This window comes from Tessaracoccus luoxuelianae (genome assembly GCF_055326245.1).
The window spans coordinates 237,464-255,484 of record NZ_JBUZNO010000004.1; the positions used below are offsets into that span (position 1 = coordinate 237,464).

The following is an 18,021-nucleotide window of genomic DNA, read 5'->3' on the forward strand; positions in this document are numbered from 1 at the left end:
CGGGGCCAGTCCTCAGACCTAGTCCCGCCGATAGATCTCCCGGCCGCGCAGGTAGGTGGCCTCGACGGGGTCGGGGAGATCGCGGCCGTGGTACGGGTTGTTGCGGCTGAGCGACGCGGACGCGTCGCGGTCCACCGGCGCGCGGCGGGTGGGGTGCACGAGCACGACGTTGGCCGGCTCGCCCACGGCAAGGGGCCTGCCCTGCCCGTCGAGGCGCGCGACGCTCGCGGGCGTGTGGCTCATCCGCTCCGCGACCCCCGCCCAGTCCAGGCGGCCCGGGAGCACCATCGTCTCGATCACCACCGAGAGCGCCTGCTCCAGCCCGATCATCCCCGGCTTCGCGTCGACGAAGGCGTGATCCTTGTCCTGAGGGGCGTGCGGGGCGTGGTCCGTGCCCACCACGTCGATGGTGCCGTCCGCCAGCGCGGCGCGGAGCGACTCGATGTGCTCGGGGGTCCGCAGCGGGGGATTGACCTTGTAGACCGTGTCGTAGCCCTCGAGCTCCTCGGTGCCCAGCAGCAGGTGGTGCGGGGTCACCTCGGCGGTCACGTCGATGCCGCGGGCCTTGGCCCAGCGCACCACCTCCACGCCCTCGGCCGAGGTGATGTGGCACACGTGCAGCCGCGACCCTGTCGCCTCCGCCAGCATCGCGTCGCGCGCGATGATGGTGGCCTCGGCCACCGGCGGCCAGCCGCCCAGCCCGAGCCGCCCGGAGATCTCGCCCTCGTGGCAGCAGGCGCCGGGCCCGGCGAGGTTGGATTCCTGCGAGTGCTGGGCGATCACGCCGCCGAACGGCTTGACCCACTCCAGGGCCCGACGCATCAGCGCCGCGTTCTGGATGCACATGCCGTCGTCGGAGAACACCGTGACCTTGGCCCGGGAGCGGTTCATCAGCCCCAGCTCGGCGAGCTCCTCGCCGCGCAGGCCCTTCGAGATCGCGCCGATGACCTGCACGTCGACGAGGCCCGCCGCGACACCGAGGTCGTGCACGTGCTCGGCCTTCTCGGCCGTGTCCGTCACCGGCTGCGTGTTGGCCATCGCCAGGACCGCGGTGAATCCTCCCCTTGCCGCGGCCCGCGCACCGCTGGCCACGGTTTCCGCGTCCTCCCGGCCGGGCTCGCGCAGATGCGTGTGCACGTCCACCAGGCCGGGCAGGGCGATCAGGCCGTCGCAGTCGACGACGGTGGCCTCCCCGGTGGGGGAGTCGACGAACACGCCGTCCTCCATCACCAGGTCCGTGCGGGTGCCGTCGGGGAGCTGCACCCCGCGGAGCACTGTTGCCGTCATGACTGTTCCTCTCCAGCGAGCAGGTGGTAGAGCACGCTCATCCGCACCGCGACCCCGGACGAGACCTGGTCCAGGATGATGGAGCGTGCCGAGTCGGCTGCCGCCGACGAGATCTCGAGGCCGCGGTTCATCGGCCCCGGGTGCGCGATGCAGGCGCCGTCCTTGAGCATGGCCAGCCGTCGGGGCGTGAGCCCGTAGCCGTCGATGTACTCGCGCTCGGAGGGGAAGAAGCCGCCGCCCATCCGCTCGCGTTGCACGCGAAGCATCATCACCACGTCCGCCCCGGGAAGCACCGGGTCAAGCTCGTGGCTCACCTCGACGCCCCAGTTCTCCACGCCCGGCGGCATCAGCGTGGGCGGCGCCACCAGCACGACGGAGGCGCCCAGCTTCGCCCACAGCAGCACGTTGGAGCGGACCACCCGCGAGTGGAGCAGGTCGCCGGTGATGGCCACACGCTTGCCCGCGACCTCACCCAGCCCGTGCAGGGCGAAATGCCGGCGCACCGCGTGCGCGTCGAGCAGCGCCTGGGTGGGGTGCTCGTGCATGCCGTCGCCGGCGTTGATCATCGACGCGCGCACCCACCCCGCCGCCTGCCGCACCGCGCCGGACCCGGCGTGCCGCATGACGATGGCGTCCACGCCGAGGGCGTCGAGGGTGAGCAGGGTGTCACGCATGGACTCGCCCTTGGACACCGATGAGCCTTTGGCGGAGACGTTGATGGCGTCTGCCGAGAGCCACTTGGCGGCCAGCTCGAACGACGAGCGGGTGCGGGTGGAATCCTCGAAGAACAGGTTGACGACGGTGCGGCCCCGGAGCGCGGGGAGCTTCTTGATGGGCCGGGACTGCACGTCGTGCATCTCCACGGCCAGATCAAGGATGGAGGTGATCTCCTCGACGCTGAGGTCGGCGATGCTGAGAAGGTGCTTCACTGGGCCGTCCGTTCGATGGTCACGAGGTCGTCGCCGTCGATCTCGCTCAGCGTGACGCGCACGCGCTCGTCGCGGGCCGTCGGCAGGTGCTTGCCCACCACGTCGGCCTGGATGGGGAGCTCGCGCAGGCCGCGGTCCACGAGCGTGACAAGTTGGATGGCGCGCGGGCGTCCGAGGTCGGCCAGCGCGTGCAGCGCCGCCTGGACGGTGCGGCCGGAGTAGAGCACGTCGTCGACGAGCACCACCACCTTCCCGTCGATGCTCCCCGGCAACACGGTGCGGCCGACGGGGCGGGTGGGCTGCGCGCGGAGGTCGTCGCGGTACATGGTGATGTCCAGCCTGCCGACCGGAAGTTGGTGCCCCTGAGACGCCGCGATCGAGGCCAGCCGCTCGGCCAGGGGGGCGCCGCGGGTGAGGATGCCGAGCAGGATCACCCCGTCGGCTCCGTGGTTGCGCTCCAGGATCTCGTGGGTCATCCGGGTCATCGCGTAGGACATGTCGTCGGCGGTCATCACCGTTCGCGGGGCCTGTTCCATCGCACCTCCTGGTCGGGGAAAATCTATCGCACGGCGCCCGCGGCCCGAGCTGGATGCCTGTCCCGGTGGACGGTCTTCGGCTAGAGTGCCCCCATGATTCTGCTCCCCCTTGAGGTCCTCCCAGGCTGGCCCCAGCCGGAGCCGGCGTCTGATCTGACGCTGCTCATGCTGACCGTGATCCTCCCCTTGGCCTTCGGTGCCATCGTCACTCTGCTGGCCTTCGGTCCGAAGCTCGCCCGCAGGCAGCGCGAGGAGCATGCGCGCGCCGCCGAGTTGGAGCCCGTGCGCAAGCTCTGATCACCCTCACACGACGACGGAGGGGCGGACCGCTGATGGTCCGCCCCTCCGTCGTCGCTTCCTCAGGTCACGCGTCGGCGCGGCTTCTGGCCTGCGCGCGCAGCGCCCGCTTGGCCTCGTCCAGCCGCTCGGTGACCGCTCGCCGGACCTGTTCGCTCGGCTCGTTGTCCACCAGCCACGCGTCGACGGTGGCCACCAGCCCATCGTCGACCAGCGGCGTCGGGAACAACCAGCGCAGCGCGGTGCCGATGGTGGCGTACCCGCGATCCGCCCAGGTGCCCTCGCGGCGCGAGATCTTCCCCAACAGGTCCAGGTACGCGGCCGGGTAGGGCTCAAGCACGTCGTCCTGGCCGTACCGCCAGAAGCCCATGCACAGCGCGCGGTGGGTCTCGTTCGGGATCGAGGGGTCGTCGGTGGCGCGCGTCCACGCCTCCATCTTCGCCTCGACGGTGGGCAGCGACGCGCCCGCCCCGGCGGCCTGTTCGGCGCCCGCGGAGGTCTTGTCCCGCTCGAGCTCGGCCGCGATCTCGTCCTCGCCGATGGCGCCCAGCTTGGCCAGCGCCGACGTGATGGCCCACCGCATCGCCGTGTCGATGGCCAGCCCCTCCGGGACCTCCTCGTCGACGAGCCAGCCCTTGAGCAGCGCCACCCCGGCGTCGGCCCGGATGCTGGCGATGAGCGCCTTGGCGATGAGCACCTGCTCGTCGGAGCCGGCCGGCGCACCCTTGAGGAGCCGCGCAAGGCCGGCCACCAGCTTGACGTTGGCGTCGTCGCGCAGTTCGGGCGCCGTGAACGACAGCGACGCGGTGACGGCCTGGCCGAGCAGCGTGGAGACCGCTGCCATGTCGTGTTCGCTCGGCAGCCCCGCCAGCGCCAACTGCACGTAATCCTGAGGGCGCAGCTCCGCGTCGCGGGTCATCTCCCAGAACGAGGTGAAGGCGACGGCCCTGGCCAACGGGTCCGCCAGCTCGCCGATGTGCTCCACCAGTGTGGCCGCGGACGCCTCATCGAGGCGCACCTTGGCGTAGGTGAGGTCTCCGTCGTTGAGGAGGACGACGTCCCCCCTCTCCACGCCGACGAGCTCAGGCAGCTCGGTGCGCTCCCCGGAGATGTCCACCTCGGCGTAGTGGCCTCTGGTGAGGGCGCCGTCGGCCAGCGAATACAGCCCGACGCCCAGCCTGTGCGTGCGGAGCGTGGGCCACCCCGGGTGCGCGCTCTGGGTCACCGCGAAGCGCGTGAAGCGGCCCTCGTCGTCCACGTCGAAGTCCGCCGCCAGGGTGTTGACCCCCGAGGTTTCCAGCCATTGCGCCGAGAACCAGGAGAGGTCGCGGCCGGAGGCCTCCTCCAGCTCCTCGAGCAGGTCGGCGAGCTCGGTGTTGCCGTACGCGTGCTTGCGGAAGTACTGCGTGACGCCCGCGAGGAAGGCGTCGCTCCCCACCAGCGAGACCAGCAGCTTGAGGACGGAGGCGCCCTTGGCGTAGGTGATGCCGTCGAAGTTCTGCTCCACCTTCTCCAGGTCCGACATGTCCGCCGCGATCGGGTGCGTGGTGGACAGCTGGTCCTGGAGGTAGGCCCACGCCTTGCGCTCGTTGCTGAAGGAGGCCCACGGGTCGGCGCCGGTGCCGAAGGCGGTGGCGATCTCCGCGTTGGCGAAGTGGGAGGCCCACTCGGCGAACGACTCGTTGAGCCACAGGTCGTCCCACCACCGCATGGTGACCAGATCGCCGAACCACATGTGGGCCAGCTCGTGGAGGATGGTGTTGTCGCGGGCGTCCAGCTCGCGGCTGGTGACGCGGGAGCGGAACAGGTACTCGTCGCGGAACGTGACGCAGCCCGCGTTCTCCATCGCGCCGGCGTTGAACTCGGGCACGAAGATCTGGTCGTAGGTGCCGAACGGGTAGGCCACGCCGAAGGCGTTCTCGAACACCTCGAAACCGCGCTGCGTGGTGGTGAGGATCCTGTCGAAGTCCAGGTACTGGGCCAGGGACTGACGGCAGGCCACGGAGGCCGGCACCTCGCCCGCGGCGGAGGCGATCACGCCGCGCTGCACATGGAAGTCGCCGGCCACCAGGGCGGTGATGTAGGTGGAGATCCGCGGTGTCGCGTCGTGCTCGAAGCGGCCGAAGCCGTCGCCGATGTCCGCGGGCGCCACGCTCGGCGCGTTGGTGAACACCAACCACTCGACGGGGGCCAGCACCGTGAGCTGGAAGGTGGCCTTCTGGTCCGGCTGCTCGGCGGTGGCGTACATGCGCCGCGCGTCCGCTGCCTCGAACTGCGTGTACAGGTACGTGCGCCCGTCGGCCGGGTCGATGAAGCGGTGGAGGCCCTCGCCGGAATTGGAGTAGCGGCACACCGCGACGACGACCACCTCGTGGGGGCCCTCCTCGAGGTGCGGCAGCGGGAGGCGGTAGCCGTCGTAGCCGGAGGTGTCGAAGGGCTCGCCGTCGAGCGTGGCCTCGCGCACCTCGTCGGCGATGAGGTCCAGGTGGGTCTCCCCGCCCTGTGCCGCGAGTGAAAGCTCGGTCGTGGAGAGGAAGACCCGCTCCGGCTCCGCGACCTCGCGGCCCGTGAGATCCACGGTGACCCGGTAGGCCTCCGTCGCGATCACGCTTGAGCGCGCGATCGCCTCGTCGCGGGTGATGTTCGCCGTTGCCATCTGGTGCTCCTACTCGTCAACTCGTCGACGCCCGGGCCCGGCCGGGCGCGTCTCCCGCCCATTCTGGTGGGCGTTTGCGCCGTGGCGTGGGATTTCGGGCTTCGAATCGCACGGCGGTGCGCTGGGAGGGTGTGGAACCATGGCCCCATGACCGAGCACAACGAGGCCGAATCGGGGGTGACGTCCCCTGATCTGCGCAGGCGCTGGACCGAGCTGAACCAGATGCTCGCGGAGGCGCAGGAGGCCTATTACGGCGCCGCGGCACCCACCCTCTCCGATGCCGAGTACGACTCGGCGATGCGCGATCTCGAGGCTCTGGAGGCGGAGCACCCGTCGTTGGTGACGCCCGACTCCGTCACGCAGCGTGTCGGTGCAGCTCAGGTCACGGACTTCAAGCCGGTGGAGCACCGGCGCCGGCTCATGAGCCTGGACAACGTCTTCTCGGACGAGGAACTCGCGGCCTGGCTGGCCAGGACCCCCGCCGAGAGTTATCTGTGCGAGCTCAAGATCGACGGACTGGCGGTCAACCTGCTGTACCTCGACGGGCGGCTGAGTGTCGCGGCCACCCGCGGCGACGGGCGGGTGGGGGAGGACGTGACGCCCAACGTCCTCACACTCGACGGCGTCCCGCACCGACTGTCGGGGGATGCCCCGGCCGTGCTCGAGGTACGCGGCGAGGTGTTCTTCCCGGTGGCCGGCTTCGAGGCGCTCAACGAGAGCCTCGTCGAGGCGGGCAAGGCCCCGTTCGCGAACCCCCGCAACGCCGCCGCCGGGTCGCTACGGCAGAAGAACCCGGCCGTCACGGGGTCGCGGCCGCTGCGGATGCTGGTCCACGGCATCGGCGCCGTCGAGGGGGCCGAGTTCAGCCGGCAGAGTGAGGCCTATGCGCGAATGCGGGAGTGGGGCCTGCCCGTGCCGGACACGTTCGTGGTGGTCTCCTCGCCCGACGAGGTGGCCGGGTTCGTGAAGCACCACGGCGAGCACCGCCACGACCTCAGTCACGAGATCGACGGCATCGTCGTCAAGGTCGACGACCTGGCCGAGCAGGACCGGCTGGGGTCCACGTCGCGAGCCCCACGGTGGGCCATCGCCTACAAGTACCCGCCGGAGGAGGTCAACACGAAGCTGCTGGACATCCGGGTCAACGTGGGCCGCACCGGCCGCGTTACGCCCTACGGCGTGATGGAGCCCGTGTTCGTTAGTGGCTCCACCGTCGAGATGGCCACCCTGCACAACGCCCACGAGGTGGCCCGCAAGGGCGTGCTCATCGGCGACACCGTCGTCCTCCGCAAGGCCGGCGACGTCATTCCCGAGATCGTGGCGCCCGTGGTAGCGCTGCGCGACGGCACCGAGCGCCCGTTCGTGATGCCCACGCGCTGTCCGTCCTGCGGCGCCGAGCTGCGGCCCGAAAAGGAGGGCGACAAGGACATCAGGTGCCCCAACGCCCGCAGCTGCCCCAGCCAGCTCCGCGAACGGCTCTTCGCCCTTGCCGGCCGGGGCGCGTTCGACATCGAGGCCCTCGGCTGGGAGGGCGCCGGAGCGCTGCTGGCCAGCGGGCTGATCGCCGACGAGGGGGCGCTGTTCACGCTCACTGCCGAGGACCTGCTCCGCACGGACCTGTACACGCGACAGGCCAAGGCTGCGGAGCTGACGGACCCTCCGGCCACCGGCGTCCGCGACTCCCGCGTGCTGTCCGCCCAGGGAGAGAAGCTGCTGGCCAACCTCGAGGCGGTCAAGACCCAGCCGCTGTGGCGGGTGCTCGTCGCGCTGTCCATCCGCCACGTCGGCCCGACCGCCGCCCGGTCGCTGGCCGGGCGCTTCGGCTCGATGGAGGCCATTCGCGCCGCCAGCGTCGAGGAGCTGGCCTCCGCCGACGGCGTGGGCCAGGTGATCGCCGAGGCCATCGTCGACTGGTTCGAGGTGGACTGGCACCGCGACATCGTCGAAGCGTGGGCCGCGGCCGGGGTCCGGATGGCCGACGAGGTGGACGACTCAGCGCCGCGCACGCTCGAGGGGCTCACGGTGGTGGTGACCGGTGGACTGGAGGGCTTCACCCGCGACGGCGCCAAGGAAGCAATTCTGGCGAGGGGCGGCAAGGCGTCTGGCTCCGTCAGCAAGAACACCGACTTCGTGGTGGTGGGGGAGAACGCCGGCTCCAAGGCCACCAAGGCCGAGCAGTTGGGGCTGCGGATCCTCGACGAGTCCGGGTTCGTCACCCTCTTGGCCGAGGGCCCGGCCGGGGTGGAATAGTTGCCCCATGCGAGTCCACATTGCCACTGACCATGCAGCGTTCGAGCTGAAGAACTACCTCGTCGAACGGCTGCGGGAGGACGGCCACGACGTCGTCGACCACGGCGCGCACACCTATGAAGCGCTCGACGACTACCCGCCGCTGATCATCCCCTGTGCCGAGGCGGTGGCGGCCGAGCCGGGCTCGCTGGGCATCGTGCTGGGCGGATCCGGCAACGGGGAGCAGATGGCCGCGAACAAGGTGAAGGGGATCCGGGCGGCGCTTGCCAACAACGTCGAGCTGGCACGCCTGACCCGCGAGCACAACGACGCCAACATCATCGCCCTGGGCGGACGGATGCAGAGCCTGGAGGCGGGCTACGAGATCGTCGCCACGTTCCTGGCCACGCCGTTCAGCGGCGATGAGCGCCACCAGCGTCGGATCGATCAGCTGTCGGCGTTCGAGGCACGCTGACGCGCTCTACTGGCTGGAGGAGGTGTTTCATGTCACGCGCCTGGCCCACCATGGCGGAGGTCGCCGACGCGGTTTCCCGCGAGCTTGCTCTGGGGGACGTCGACATGGCCCACCGACTCGTCATGGACGGTGTCAACCGCCTCCCGGCCGCGGCCGAGGCGGGGCTGTTGAGTCACGTGCTGGAGCCGCCACCGTCGACTGGCGACCAGCGGTGGGACGCGCTTCTCGCAGCCGCCGTCCGTTACCGCCTCCATGGGCTGGGGCGGCAGGCCCCTGAATGGACCGTCAAGGAACCCCTCAACGTCTTCTGGTGGCCGACCCGGATCAGCCCGTCTCAGCAGTACAACGCGATGGCCCACACGCCCGCCGAGTTCCGCCGCCTGGGGATCTTCATCGACGAGCGAGACCTGACGAGCGCATGAACACCCTGGATCGTGAGGCCGTGCTGGACCTGCTGCGGCAGGTCGGCGCCCGCCTGCAGGACCGGGGAGTCACGGCGAGCATGCCTCACCCGAGCACCTCATCGCCATGAAGCTCCGGGCCATGCGCAGCAGGGACATGGAGGACCTGGACGTGCTCTTCCGTCTCTCCGGGATCACTAGCCCGGAACAGGCGGCAAGGATTCACGACAGGCTGTTCTCAGAGGCCGACATCGGCTATGGCGGAGCGGACGAGAGTCTGTTCGCTGCCCAGATGGTGTTCGATCGGGCGCGCCGCGCTGGCAGGCCGATCGCACCGTAGGCTCACTTGGGGTGCGGGGCGCTCCGGGATGGGGTCTCGCCGCGCGGGCGCTTCGGCGGCGGGAGCAGACGGGCACGCAGGGCGCGGTGGTGATCCACCAGGCCCGAGATGCCGTCGCGGCCGAACTCGCGGCGCTGTTCCTCGCTCATGGGCACATGCTACGCCCGGCTAGGCTGGGCCGATGCCCGAGGGACACGTCATCCACCGCCTCGCCCACGCGCTGACCGACACCTTCGGCGGCCGGCCGGTCAACGTCACCTCGCCCCAGGGACGATTCGAGGCTGCCCCGCTCGACGGCGCGGAGATCGAGCGAGGCGAGGCGGTGGGCAAGCACCTGTTCATCGACTTCTCCACCGGCGACGTCGTCCACATCCACCTGGGCCTCATCGGCAAGCTCACCCTCGAACCGCTTGCGCCCCCGCGCGGCCAGGTCCGGCTCCGGATCGACGACGGCGTCACCGCGGCCGATCTCCGCGGCCCCCAATGGTGCCGGACCCTCACCCCGGCCGAACGGGACGCCGTGGTCGAGGCCAGCGGACCGGACCCGCTGCGCTCGGACGCGGATCCGGCCAAGGGCTACGAGCGGCTGCGGCGCTCGGGCAAGTCCATCGCCGCCCTCCTGATGGACCAGCGGGTGGCGGCCGGCGTGGGCAACATCTTCCGCGCCGAGGTGCTGTACCGGCACCGGCTGAATCCCACCGTGCCCGGAAACCGCATCGACGAGCGCACCTGGAGCGCGCTCTGGGACGACCTCGTGGGGTTGATGGGCTACGCCGTGCAGCAGGGGCGCATCGACACGGTGCGCGACGAGCACGGGCCGCAGGCGCAGGGCCGCGACCCACGCGTCGACAGGCACGGCGGCGAGGTCTACGTGTACCGCCGCGCCGGTCAGCCCTGCCTGGTCTGCGGTACCGAGATCCGCACCACCGTGCTCGAGGGCCGAAATCTCTACTGGTGCTCTCGCTGTCAACGCCGACGAAGGGCTCCCGCTGCGCACTAGTCTCAGACGATGGACTGGAGCGCATACGCGGCCGTGCTGTTCGACCTCGACGGGGTCATCACCCCCACCGCACAGGTCCACATGCAGGCTTGGGATGAGATGTTCAACGGCTTCCTCGCGGAGATCCCCGGGCAGGCCCCCTACACCGAGTTGGACTACTTCAACTACGTCGACGGAAAGCCGCGCTACGACGGCGTCCGCGACCTCCTCGCCTCGCGCGGCCTCACCATCCCGGAAGGCAGCCCCGACGACGATCCCGCCCTGACCACGGTGTGCGGACTCGGAAACCGCAAGAACGACACGGTGACCGCGGTCATCGAACGCGACGGCGTGGCCGCCTACCCCGGCTCGGTCAGGCTGATCGAGGAGCTGGCAGCCAGCCACCACAGGCTGGCGGTCGTCTCGTCGTCGAAGAACGCTCACCTGGTACTCACCGCCTCAGGCCTGCTGAAGTACTTCCCGGTCATCGTCGACGGCAACCTCGCCCACGACGAATCGCTGCCGGGGAAGCCTGCGCCGGACACCTTCATCCGCGCCGCCGCGCTACTCGGCGCCCTGGCCAGCGAATCCGTGGTGATCGAGGACGCGATCTCGGGTGTCGCGGCTGGCGCGGCCGGCCACTTCGGGCTGGTGATCGGGGTCGATCGCGGCGTGGGCGAAGAAGCCCTGCTGGCTGCCGGGGCGCACCTCGTCGTGACCGACCTCGGAAGCCTGGTGTCGCGATGATCCGCGAGATCGCGGCTGACCCGCTCAACCGGATGCGGTTCCCGATCGACGAGTGGCGGCTGGTTGAGGTGGAGCCGGACACCGCCGACGTCGGCGTCACCGAGACACTGTTCGCCGTCGGCAACGGCTACCTGGGGATGCGCGGCAACCCCGAGGAGGGCCGCCCCAGCTACGCCCACGGGACCTTCATCAACGGGTTCCACGAGACGTGGCCGATCAAGCACGCCGAGGAGGCGTTCGGGTTCGCGCACACAGGCCAGACCATCATCAACGTGCCGGACGCGAAGCTGATGAAGATCTACGTCGACGACGAACCGCTAGTGCTGTCCGTGGCGGACCTCGACGACTACGAGCGTTCCCTGGACTTCCGCAGCGGACGGCTCACCCGGACGCTCATCTGGCGCACCCCCGCCGGTAAGCGCGTGCGGGTCCGCAGCTCGCGCATGGTCTCGTTCACGGACCGGCATCTGGCCCTCATGGAGATCGAGGTGACCGTGCTGTCGGGTGGCGGCGCCCCCGTCGTGGTCACCTCGCTCATTGTCAACAGGCAGGACGGCTACACCGACTACCGCCGTCCGGACGCGGGCGGCGAATCCTGGGATCCGCGGCGCTCCTCGTCGATCAACGGGCGCGTGCTGCAGCCCGAACTGCACTGGTACCGGGGGCAGCGCATGTTGTTGGCCTACCAGACCAGCCGCTCCGGGATGACCATCGCGGTGGGGGCCGATCATTACGTCGACACGGAGAACCCGGTGGAGATCTTGTCGTCGACGGAGGACGACGTCGGCAAGCAGGTGTTCCGCGTGGAGGCCGCCGAGGGGGTCCCGGTGCGGGTGCGCAAGGCGGTGGCGTACCAGACATCGCGGGGGGTGCCCTGTGCCGAGCTCTCCGACCGCTGCCGGCGGACGCTGGACCGGGTGCGCGACAACGGTTTCGAGCACTACTACGACAGGCAACGGCAGTGGCTCGACAAGTTCTGGCTCGATGCCGACGTCGAGGTGGAGGGCCAGCCGCACATCCAGCAGGCCGTGCGGTGGTGCCTGTTCCAGCTGGCCCAGGCCACGGCGCGCAGCGACCAGCAGGGGATCGCGGCGAAGGGAGTCACCGGCTCCGGGTACGAGGGGCACTACTTCTGGGACACGGAGATCTACCTGGTCCCCTTCCTCATCTACACCGCGCCCGGCGTGGCGCGCAACGCGCTGAGGTTCCGGGTCAATCTGCTGCCCCAGGCCAGGGAGCGGGCCGCGGTGATGTCACAACGTGGCGCCCTCTACCCCTGGCGCACGATCAACGGCGAGGAGGCCTCCGCCTACTACGCGGCGGGCACGGCGCAGTACCACATCGATGCGGATGTTGCCTTCGCCTTCTCCAAGTACCGCGACCTCACCGGCGACACCGAGTTCATGTACCGCGACGGCGCCGCCGTGATGGTGGAGACGGCCAGGCTCTGGGCGGACCTCGGCTTCTGGAGGGCGGAGTCCGACGGCACGCAGCGGTTCCACATCCACGGCGTGACCGGGCCCGACGAGTACACGGCGGTGGTCAACAACAACATGTTCACCAACGTGATGGCCCGGGCGAACCTCCGCTCGGCCGCCGCCCTGATGCGGGAGATGCGGGTGTCCGACGATCACGCCTACCGGCGCGTCGCGGCCGCCCTCCGGCTCGACCCGGCGGAGATCGACGAGTGGACGGCCTGCGCCGACGCGATGGTGGTGCCGTTCGACGAGACCTTCGGCATCCACCCCCAGGACGACAAGTTCCTCTCCTCGGAGCTGTGGGACCTGCAGAACACACCCGACGACAAGCGGCCTCTGCTGCTCAACTACCACCCCCTGGTCATCTACCGCTTCCAGGTCCTCAAGCAGGCCGACGTGGTGCTGGCGCTCTTCCTCCAGGGTGACGAGTTCACCGCGGAGGAGAAGCGTGCCGACTTCGAGTACTACGACCCCATCACCACCGGTGACTCCACGCTGTCGGGGGTGGTGCAGTCCGTGATGGCGGCTGAGGTGGGCTACCAGGACATGGCGATGCAGTACTTCCTCTCGGGCCTGTACGTGGACCTGGCGGACCTCCACTCCAACGCCCGGGACGGGGCGCACATCGCGTCCACCGGAGGGGTGTGGAACGCGTTGGTCTACGGGTTCGGGGGGCTGCGTGACCACCACGGCCGGATCTCGTTCGACCCGCGACTCCCCTCAGGGTGGGCGGCCCTCACGTTCCCGCTGAGGATCCGCGGCTCACGTCTCCGGGTCCGCCTGAGCGCGGAGGCCATCTCATTCGAGGTGGAGGAGGGCGGCGCCGTCGAGCTCACCGTCCGCGGAGCGGGAGTGACGGTGCAGCCCGGCTCGCCGGTCACCGTCGTGCTGGAGGATCAGGGCACGCGGCTACCCTCTATGGAGGGCAGCTCCCCTATCCTCGGCGAGAATCGCGAGGACGGGTCTGTGGTCCGCGCGATTGTGCCCGAGTCGCATCCCCAGGAAGTGACGAGTTCTGACTGATGACTGCTGAAGTGACCGGCGCGGTGCGCGAGGCGTTCGAGTCGCGCACCACCGCCCGCGGATTCGAGCTGCTCGGCGAGGGCAGGCTGACCCGCCTGGCCGTAGAATTCCACGACGGTTGGGGCCACCCCCGGCCCGCCGCCGACGCGGTGGGAGTCGACGTCGAGCATGAGGCGGGCGTGGCCGCCACTGTGCGGGTGCGCAGCGGGCAGCGGATGCGCCTCGAGGTCTCGCTGGAGTCCCAGTCCCAGGACGTGGTGACGGTGCCCGGCCCCCTCCTGCGCGTGGAGGGGCCCCTGGAGCCCATCTCCTGGCTGGCCGGCGCATCCGGGGAGATCGCGCTGCGGTCCGCGGCCGGGCCCGGGCTGCTGACCCAGCGGCGCGGGTTGTCCGCACCGTCGGAAGAGGTCGGAGTGTCCTACCCACTTGAGGAGTCGGTGCTCGTGCGTCCCCGCCAGATGGTGTCGGCAGCATGGACCTACGAGGCGCACCACGGAGACGAACTCGAGGTCCCCGCCGAGCCGTCGTGGTTGCCGTGGGCACGGCACGTCCCCCTCGGGCAGTCGGTCGAGTTCAGCGCACCCGACGGCACGGTCACCGTCCCCGACGGCGTCCAGATGGAGGAGAGCGACGGCGAGTTCGCGCTGGTCACCCCGCCCGGTCTGGTGCAGGTGGGCGTGTGGGGTCCCGGGGGTCGGACCTCGGTGGAGGTGGGTGCCTTCCGGGACCTTGCGGTGCTGCGCGGCGAGCTGATGACCTCCGGCCCGAGGAGCGACGCGTGGGCCTATGTCGCGGTCCGGCACATGCTCGACGCGTGGGCCTCCGATGACCTGCTCGACGCCGTCGACAGGGTGATCGGCGAGCACCAGGACAGGCCCACCGCCTGGATCGCGTGTGCGGCCGCTCTGGCAGGGCAGCTCGGGCTTCCCGTGGCGAGCGAGGCTGCGGCGTCTGCCACCGAGGTTCTGGCTCGGGCGTCCCGGCGCGACGGGGTGCTCCTGGCCCTGCACGGGCTGGTTCCCATCGAGCTGGGGTCTGGGACCTGGCCGGTGGGGGACTTCGACGTGCTGGGGGCGCAGGCGTTCGCAGCCATCGGGTTCGGGCGGATCAGCACGGATCCGAGGCCGCTCCGCGGGGCCGATGTGGCGTTGGCGAAGCTTTACGCGGCTGGGCTCGGGGAGACCGAACGAGGGATCCGGCTCGCCGCCTACGCGCAGGCGGCGGAGAACCGACTCCTGTGTCAACTCTCCACTCAACCGTCGGTCTCCGACGTGGCCTGGTTGTCGATCTAGCGGCCTCCCCGCTCTGAGGAGGGTCGCCCGCGTAACGCCGTGGGTCCATTTTCGTTCCCTGAGGAGGCGCGCCGCCGAAGGCGCGGGTGCCGTCTCGAAGGGTTGTGACTGCCACCTTCACGCGATCTCCCCGCACTCGTCCTGCTTGTGGCGTGGTCTGGTCCGGGTGTGGGCCGACAGGGCGGCGTTGGGGTCGGGCCTGCTGGGGCGGGATGCCAGCTGGGTTGTGGTCGGGTTGGGCACCGCTGCGCAGTGCCGCCCTGCCGTCCCCCACCTTTACTGTCGGGTGCGGGTTTTCGACCCTTCGGGACTCAAGCGGGGACCCTCAGGGCCCGAGTTTGGCCGTCCCTCTATAGGAGGCTCCCTGAGGTAACCGAGACTTCCTCTGGCCCGGGTCAGCTGATGCGGCCGAGTTGGTCCTCGAGGTTGAAGACCTCCTCCAGCAGCACCATGCCCTCGTCGGGGGCCACGGCGAGGTCGGCGAAGAACTCGCCCATCTCGGCCTGCCAGCGGGCGTTGACCTCGGTGTTGCCCATCGCCTCCTGGGCAGCCGCCAGGTCGTCGGATTCCACGTAGCCGATCAGCAGCCCGTCTGCGCGCATGAACAGCGAGTAGTTGTGCCAGCCCGACGCCTTGAGCGCCTGCAGCATGTCCGGCCAAACGGCGGCGTGGCGGGCCTTGTACTCATCCAACCGGTCGGGGCGGACGTGGAGTTCGAAGCAGTAGCGGCGACGGGTGGTCATGGGGCGTCCTCCTGGGATGCGACCGAATTGAAACGATCGAATCACGGGCTTCCACTTATGTCAAGGGAGCCGGGCGACGCAGGACGCGGCAGAGGGACCCGCACGGCGTGCGGGTCCCTCTGATTGCCGTGGCGTGTGCCAGGTGTCAGCCGAGCAGCGCGGCGGCGTCGACCGTCGGCGGCACGATGACCTTGTCGATGACGTGGATGACGCCGTTGGAGGCATCGACGTCAGTGGTCACGACATTGGCGTCGTTGACCATGACGCCGCCGTCGGTGGTGATCGCGATGGTGGAGCCCTCGACGGTCTCGACATCGCCGGCCGTGACGTCAGCGGCCATCACCTCGCCGGACACGACGTGGTAGGTCAGGATGCTGGTGAGGGCGTCCTTGTTCTCCGGGAGCAGCAGGGCGTCGAGTAGGCCCTCGGGGAGCGCGTCGAAAGCCTCATCGGTGGGAGCGAAGACCGTGAAGGGGCCATCGCCGGACAGCGTCTCGACGAGGTCGGCCGCGGTCACCGCCGCGACGAGGGTCTCGAAGTCGGGGTTGCCAGCAGCCACGTCCACAATGGTGCCGGCCTCCTCCATGGGGGCCTCAGACATCGTCTCGGTCATGGACTCCGACGGGGAGGCCGCTGCGCTGGAAGTCTCAGCGGTGGTGGCCTCCGGGGTCATCTCGTCGCTGGCGCCCGCACATCCGGACAGGAACAGAAGTGCTGCGACGCTTCCGGCAGCTGCGATCTTGATGTTCATGGTGTCTCCTTGGGGTGAAATGAAGCCGCCGTGTGCAGCTCGCTCTCACAGATGGATTCGCATGAAGTGGCGCCCTTGGATGCACCTGTCGCCAAGTTTTTTTCAAGGCTGGGGGCACGTGGAGGGTGCCCAGCTCGATCAACCGGCCACCAAACGTGGCTGACCAGGTGTTTGAGTGGTCGGGGCGACAGGACTCGAACCTGCGTAGGACGCCATTTCGCAATGCCATGCTGACAGGCAGGGATGCTTTCAAACACGGTTCCACAAGCGCGGATGGTTCTCTGAGGGTCAGTACTACCGAGGTCTGGATTGGACAGAGATGTCCACTCAATCTGGCACGAATCTGGCACGGACGGAGGCGACAATGGAACGGACTGCGGGCTCAGTGTCGGCAACGGCGAAGCGCGGAGGAGGCAACCGCCGGGGGACCAAGGCCGGATTCGGCAGCGTGCGCCGATTGCCTTCCAAACGCTATCAGGCGCGATTCACGGGTCCCGACGGTCTGGAGCACAAAGCGCCGACCACGTTCGAGACGAAGGCGGACGCCCAGGCGTGGTTGGCGATGGAATCGGCGGCGATCACCGAACGGCGGTGGAAGCCGAGGCTCCCAGACCGAGAGCCAGGCGAGCCGTTGACCTTCCGGCAGTACGCCAGCAGCTGGCTCGAAGCCCGGGAGCTCAAGCCCAGAACGCGTGATGAGTACCGCAAGCTTCTCGGGTTGCCAAGGGATGGGGCGGGAGTCATTCGTCAACCAGCCAAGTCGGCGGTGACGTTGCTGGACGAGTTCGGAGACTCAACACTCGAAGCGATCGTTCCCCAAGCGGTCAGGTCCTGGCACCGAGGACTGGGGGCTGCCACTCCTACGAGACGCGCCCACCTGTACGCGTTGCTCAGGACGGTTCTTGGTAGCGCCGTCGAGGACGAAATCATCGCAACGAACCCGTGCCAGATCCGGGGTGCAGGCAAAGCGAAGCGAGTGAGACGAATCGAGCCAGCCACTCTTGAGGAGCTCCGGATCATCGTCGCGGCGGTGCCGGTGGGCTGGGCCATGCTCGTTGAGCTCGCGGCTTGGTGTGCACTCCGTTTCGGAGAAGCGACCGAACTCCGCCGCAAGGACGTGTCCAAGAACGGTTCAGTGCTGAAAGTTCGACGCGGGGTCACCTGGCTGAACGGCTCGCCTGTCGTCGGTGAACCTAAGTCGGAGGCCGGCGCGCGTGACGTGACGGTTCCTCCGCATCTGATTGAGTCATTGTTGCAGCACCTCGATACATGGGCTGACCCGACTACGAACGGCCTTGTCTTTCCTGCCGTAGGGAACGGCCACCTGAACCACGGCACTTTCCACAAACACTACCGAAGGGCCCGGGCGAGCGCCGGACGACCGGACTTAAGGCTCCATGACCTCGGTCACACGGGAGCCGTTTTTGCCGCGCAGGCGGGTGCTACAACCCGCGAGCTCATGGATCGGCTTGGGCATACCACGGCAGAGATGGCTATGCGCTATCAGCACGTCGCGGAAGGCCGCCAAGCGGAGATTGCCCGTCGGCTATCACAGCTTGCGGCAGATGGAGATAAGCGCGCTTGAAGGTGGATGTGTCTTAACTCAGTCTCTGACACCCGCGACGGGCGCCAGTACGTCGGCACGGTCGATGGTGCGGAGAACATCAGCTAGCGGTGGGGAATGTATGCAGCGAACGGTCGCCGCGAGAATGTCGAACTGCGCGGTCTCAATCCAGCGAGCTTCCGCTTCCCGCTGCTGCGGGTCTTGCACCTGCGACGCCGCCCCGATCGACGCCTCGGAGAGCCACTTCAAGCGCGCTCTGGACGCGCGCAGCAGGCCGAGGGACCGCGTTGACCA

17 protein-coding genes are annotated in these 18,021 nt (G+C 69.3%); 10 read left to right on the plus strand and 7 right to left on the minus strand.

The window, feature by feature from the left end; all coding sequences use genetic code 11:
* Positions 1-18: 18 nt before the first annotated feature.
* The 3 genes from ACZK39_RS07980 to pyrR are packed head-to-tail and all read right to left on the minus strand — an operon-like array spanning position 19 to position 2,752.
* A complete protein-coding gene (locus tag ACZK39_RS07980) occupies positions 19-1,287 on the minus strand; it encodes a dihydroorotase (protein ID WP_463613011.1) in 1,269 nt (422 codons plus the stop codon).
* A complete protein-coding gene (locus ACZK39_RS07985; RefSeq protein WP_463613012.1) occupies positions 1,284-2,216 on the minus strand; it encodes an aspartate carbamoyltransferase catalytic subunit in 933 nt (310 codons plus the stop codon). Before ACZK39_RS07985 ends, ACZK39_RS07980 begins: the two co-directional genes overlap by 4 nt.
* Positions 2,213-2,752, minus strand: coding sequence for a bifunctional pyr operon transcriptional regulator/uracil phosphoribosyltransferase PyrR (gene pyrR / locus ACZK39_RS07990; protein ID WP_463613013.1), 540 nt, complete (start codon positions 2,750-2,752; stop codon positions 2,213-2,215). The genes ACZK39_RS07985 and pyrR overlap by 4 nt, the downstream gene beginning before the upstream one ends.
* Before the next feature lie 93 nt (positions 2,753-2,845).
* On the opposite strand from pyrR, the gene ACZK39_RS07995 reads away from it, so the two are divergent.
* On the plus strand, positions 2,846-3,049 hold the full coding sequence (locus ACZK39_RS07995; RefSeq protein ID WP_182783649.1) for a hypothetical protein: 204 nt from the start codon (positions 2,846-2,848) through the stop codon (positions 3,047-3,049).
* A gap of 67 nt (positions 3,050-3,116) precedes the next feature.
* On the opposite strand, the gene pepN is transcribed toward ACZK39_RS07995, so the two are convergent.
* A complete protein-coding gene (gene pepN, locus ACZK39_RS08000) occupies positions 3,117-5,705 on the minus strand; it encodes an aminopeptidase N (RefSeq protein WP_463613014.1) in 2,589 nt (862 codons plus the stop codon).
* 147 nt (positions 5,706-5,852) lie between these two features.
* Here pepN and ligA point away from each other — a divergent pair, with 147 nt between their 5' ends.
* The 4 genes from ligA to ACZK39_RS08020 all read left to right on the plus strand — a co-directional run bounded on the left by ligA (position 5,853) and on the right by ACZK39_RS08020 (position 9,150).
* Positions 5,853-7,955, plus strand: a complete 2,103-nt coding sequence (ligA, locus tag ACZK39_RS08005; protein WP_463613015.1) for an NAD-dependent DNA ligase LigA — start codon at positions 5,853-5,855, stop codon at positions 7,953-7,955.
* A 7-nt stretch (positions 7,956-7,962) separates the two neighbouring features.
* On the plus strand, positions 7,963-8,409 hold the full coding sequence (locus tag ACZK39_RS08010) for a ribose-5-phosphate isomerase (RefSeq protein ID WP_459054718.1): 447 nt from the start codon (positions 7,963-7,965) through the stop codon (positions 8,407-8,409).
* A gap of 29 nt (positions 8,410-8,438) precedes the next feature.
* Positions 8,439-8,831 (plus strand): hypothetical protein, encoded by a 393-nt coding sequence (locus ACZK39_RS08015; RefSeq protein ID WP_463613016.1) that lies wholly within the window; start codon positions 8,439-8,441, stop codon positions 8,829-8,831.
* Between the two features lie 121 nt (positions 8,832-8,952).
* A complete protein-coding gene (locus ACZK39_RS08020) occupies positions 8,953-9,150 on the plus strand; it encodes a hypothetical protein (RefSeq protein ID WP_459054716.1) in 198 nt (65 codons plus the stop codon).
* 2 nt (positions 9,151-9,152) lie between these two features.
* Here ACZK39_RS08020 and ACZK39_RS08025 read toward each other — a convergent pair whose 3' ends face one another.
* Entirely contained in the window at positions 9,153-9,299 is a 147-nt protein-coding gene (locus ACZK39_RS08025; RefSeq protein WP_459054715.1) for a hypothetical protein, read from the minus strand.
* A gap of 32 nt (positions 9,300-9,331) precedes the next feature.
* Between ACZK39_RS08025 and ACZK39_RS08030 the strand changes: the two genes are divergently transcribed.
* From ACZK39_RS08030 to ACZK39_RS08045, 4 genes are read left to right on the plus strand one after another with little or no spacing between them, the layout of a single operon-like run.
* Positions 9,332-10,150 (plus strand): Fpg/Nei family DNA glycosylase, encoded by an 819-nt coding sequence (locus ACZK39_RS08030; protein ID WP_463613017.1) that lies wholly within the window; start codon positions 9,332-9,334, stop codon positions 10,148-10,150.
* Between the two features lie 9 nt (positions 10,151-10,159).
* Positions 10,160-10,876, plus strand: coding sequence for an HAD family hydrolase (locus ACZK39_RS08035; RefSeq protein ID WP_182783659.1), 717 nt, complete (start codon positions 10,160-10,162; stop codon positions 10,874-10,876).
* Positions 10,876-13,377, plus strand: coding sequence for a glycoside hydrolase family 65 protein (locus tag ACZK39_RS08040; protein WP_463613079.1), 2,502 nt, complete (start codon positions 10,876-10,878; stop codon positions 13,375-13,377). Before ACZK39_RS08035 ends, ACZK39_RS08040 begins: the two co-directional genes overlap by 1 nt.
* Entirely contained in the window at positions 13,377-14,669 is a 1,293-nt protein-coding gene (locus ACZK39_RS08045; RefSeq protein WP_463613018.1) for a hypothetical protein, read from the plus strand. Before ACZK39_RS08040 ends, ACZK39_RS08045 begins: the two co-directional genes overlap by 1 nt.
* A 395-nt stretch (positions 14,670-15,064) precedes the next feature.
* On the opposite strand, the gene ACZK39_RS08050 is transcribed toward ACZK39_RS08045, so the two are convergent.
* Both ACZK39_RS08050 and ACZK39_RS08055 read right to left on the minus strand, forming a co-directional pair.
* Complete coding sequence (locus ACZK39_RS08050) at positions 15,065-15,412, minus strand: L-rhamnose mutarotase (protein WP_459054711.1); 348 nt, start codon at positions 15,410-15,412, stop codon at positions 15,065-15,067.
* Between the two features lie 145 nt (positions 15,413-15,557).
* Positions 15,558-16,163 carry a fasciclin domain-containing protein gene (locus tag ACZK39_RS08055; RefSeq protein ID WP_463613019.1) on the minus strand — a complete coding sequence of 202 codons (606 nt, stop codon included), beginning with the start codon at positions 16,161-16,163 and terminating at the stop codon, positions 15,558-15,560.
* A gap of 364 nt (positions 16,164-16,527) precedes the next feature.
* On the opposite strand from ACZK39_RS08055, the gene ACZK39_RS08060 reads away from it, so the two are divergent.
* Complete coding sequence (locus ACZK39_RS08060; RefSeq protein WP_463613020.1) at positions 16,528-17,748, plus strand: tyrosine-type recombinase/integrase; 1,221 nt, start codon at positions 16,528-16,530, stop codon at positions 17,746-17,748.
* Positions 17,749-18,021 lie beyond the last annotated feature (273 nt).

Coding starts and splice junctions, on each gene's coding strand:
- ACZK39_RS07980 (WP_463613011.1), bottom strand. CDS start 1,287: ATGACGGCAACAGTGCTCCGCGGGGTGCAGCTCCCCGACGGCACCCGC.
- pyrR (WP_463613013.1), bottom strand. CDS start 2,752: ATGGAACAGGCCCCGCGAACGGTGATGACCGCCGACGACATGTCCTAC.
- ACZK39_RS07995 (WP_182783649.1), top strand. CDS start 2,846: ATGATTCTGCTCCCCCTTGAGGTCCTCCCAGGCTGGCCCCAGCCGGAG.
- pepN (WP_463613014.1), bottom strand. CDS start 5,705: ATGGCAACGGCGAACATCACCCGCGACGAGGCGATCGCGCGCTCAAGC.
- ligA (WP_463613015.1), top strand. CDS start 5,853: ATGACCGAGCACAACGAGGCCGAATCGGGGGTGACGTCCCCTGATCTG.
- ACZK39_RS08010 (WP_459054718.1), top strand. CDS start 7,963: ATGCGAGTCCACATTGCCACTGACCATGCAGCGTTCGAGCTGAAGAAC.
- ACZK39_RS08015 (WP_463613016.1), top strand. CDS start 8,439: ATGTCACGCGCCTGGCCCACCATGGCGGAGGTCGCCGACGCGGTTTCC.
- ACZK39_RS08020 (WP_459054716.1), top strand. CDS start 8,953: ATGCGCAGCAGGGACATGGAGGACCTGGACGTGCTCTTCCGTCTCTCC.
- ACZK39_RS08025 (WP_459054715.1), bottom strand. CDS start 9,299: ATGAGCGAGGAACAGCGCCGCGAGTTCGGCCGCGACGGCATCTCGGGC.
- ACZK39_RS08030 (WP_463613017.1), top strand. CDS start 9,332: ATGCCCGAGGGACACGTCATCCACCGCCTCGCCCACGCGCTGACCGAC.
- ACZK39_RS08035 (WP_182783659.1), top strand. CDS start 10,160: ATGGACTGGAGCGCATACGCGGCCGTGCTGTTCGACCTCGACGGGGTC.
- ACZK39_RS08045 (WP_463613018.1), top strand. CDS start 13,377: ATGACTGCTGAAGTGACCGGCGCGGTGCGCGAGGCGTTCGAGTCGCGC.
- ACZK39_RS08050 (WP_459054711.1), bottom strand. CDS start 15,412: ATGACCACCCGTCGCCGCTACTGCTTCGAACTCCACGTCCGCCCCGAC.
- ACZK39_RS08055 (WP_463613019.1), bottom strand. CDS start 16,163: ATGAACATCAAGATCGCAGCTGCCGGAAGCGTCGCAGCACTTCTGTTC.
- ACZK39_RS08060 (WP_463613020.1), top strand. CDS start 16,528: ATGGAACGGACTGCGGGCTCAGTGTCGGCAACGGCGAAGCGCGGAGGA.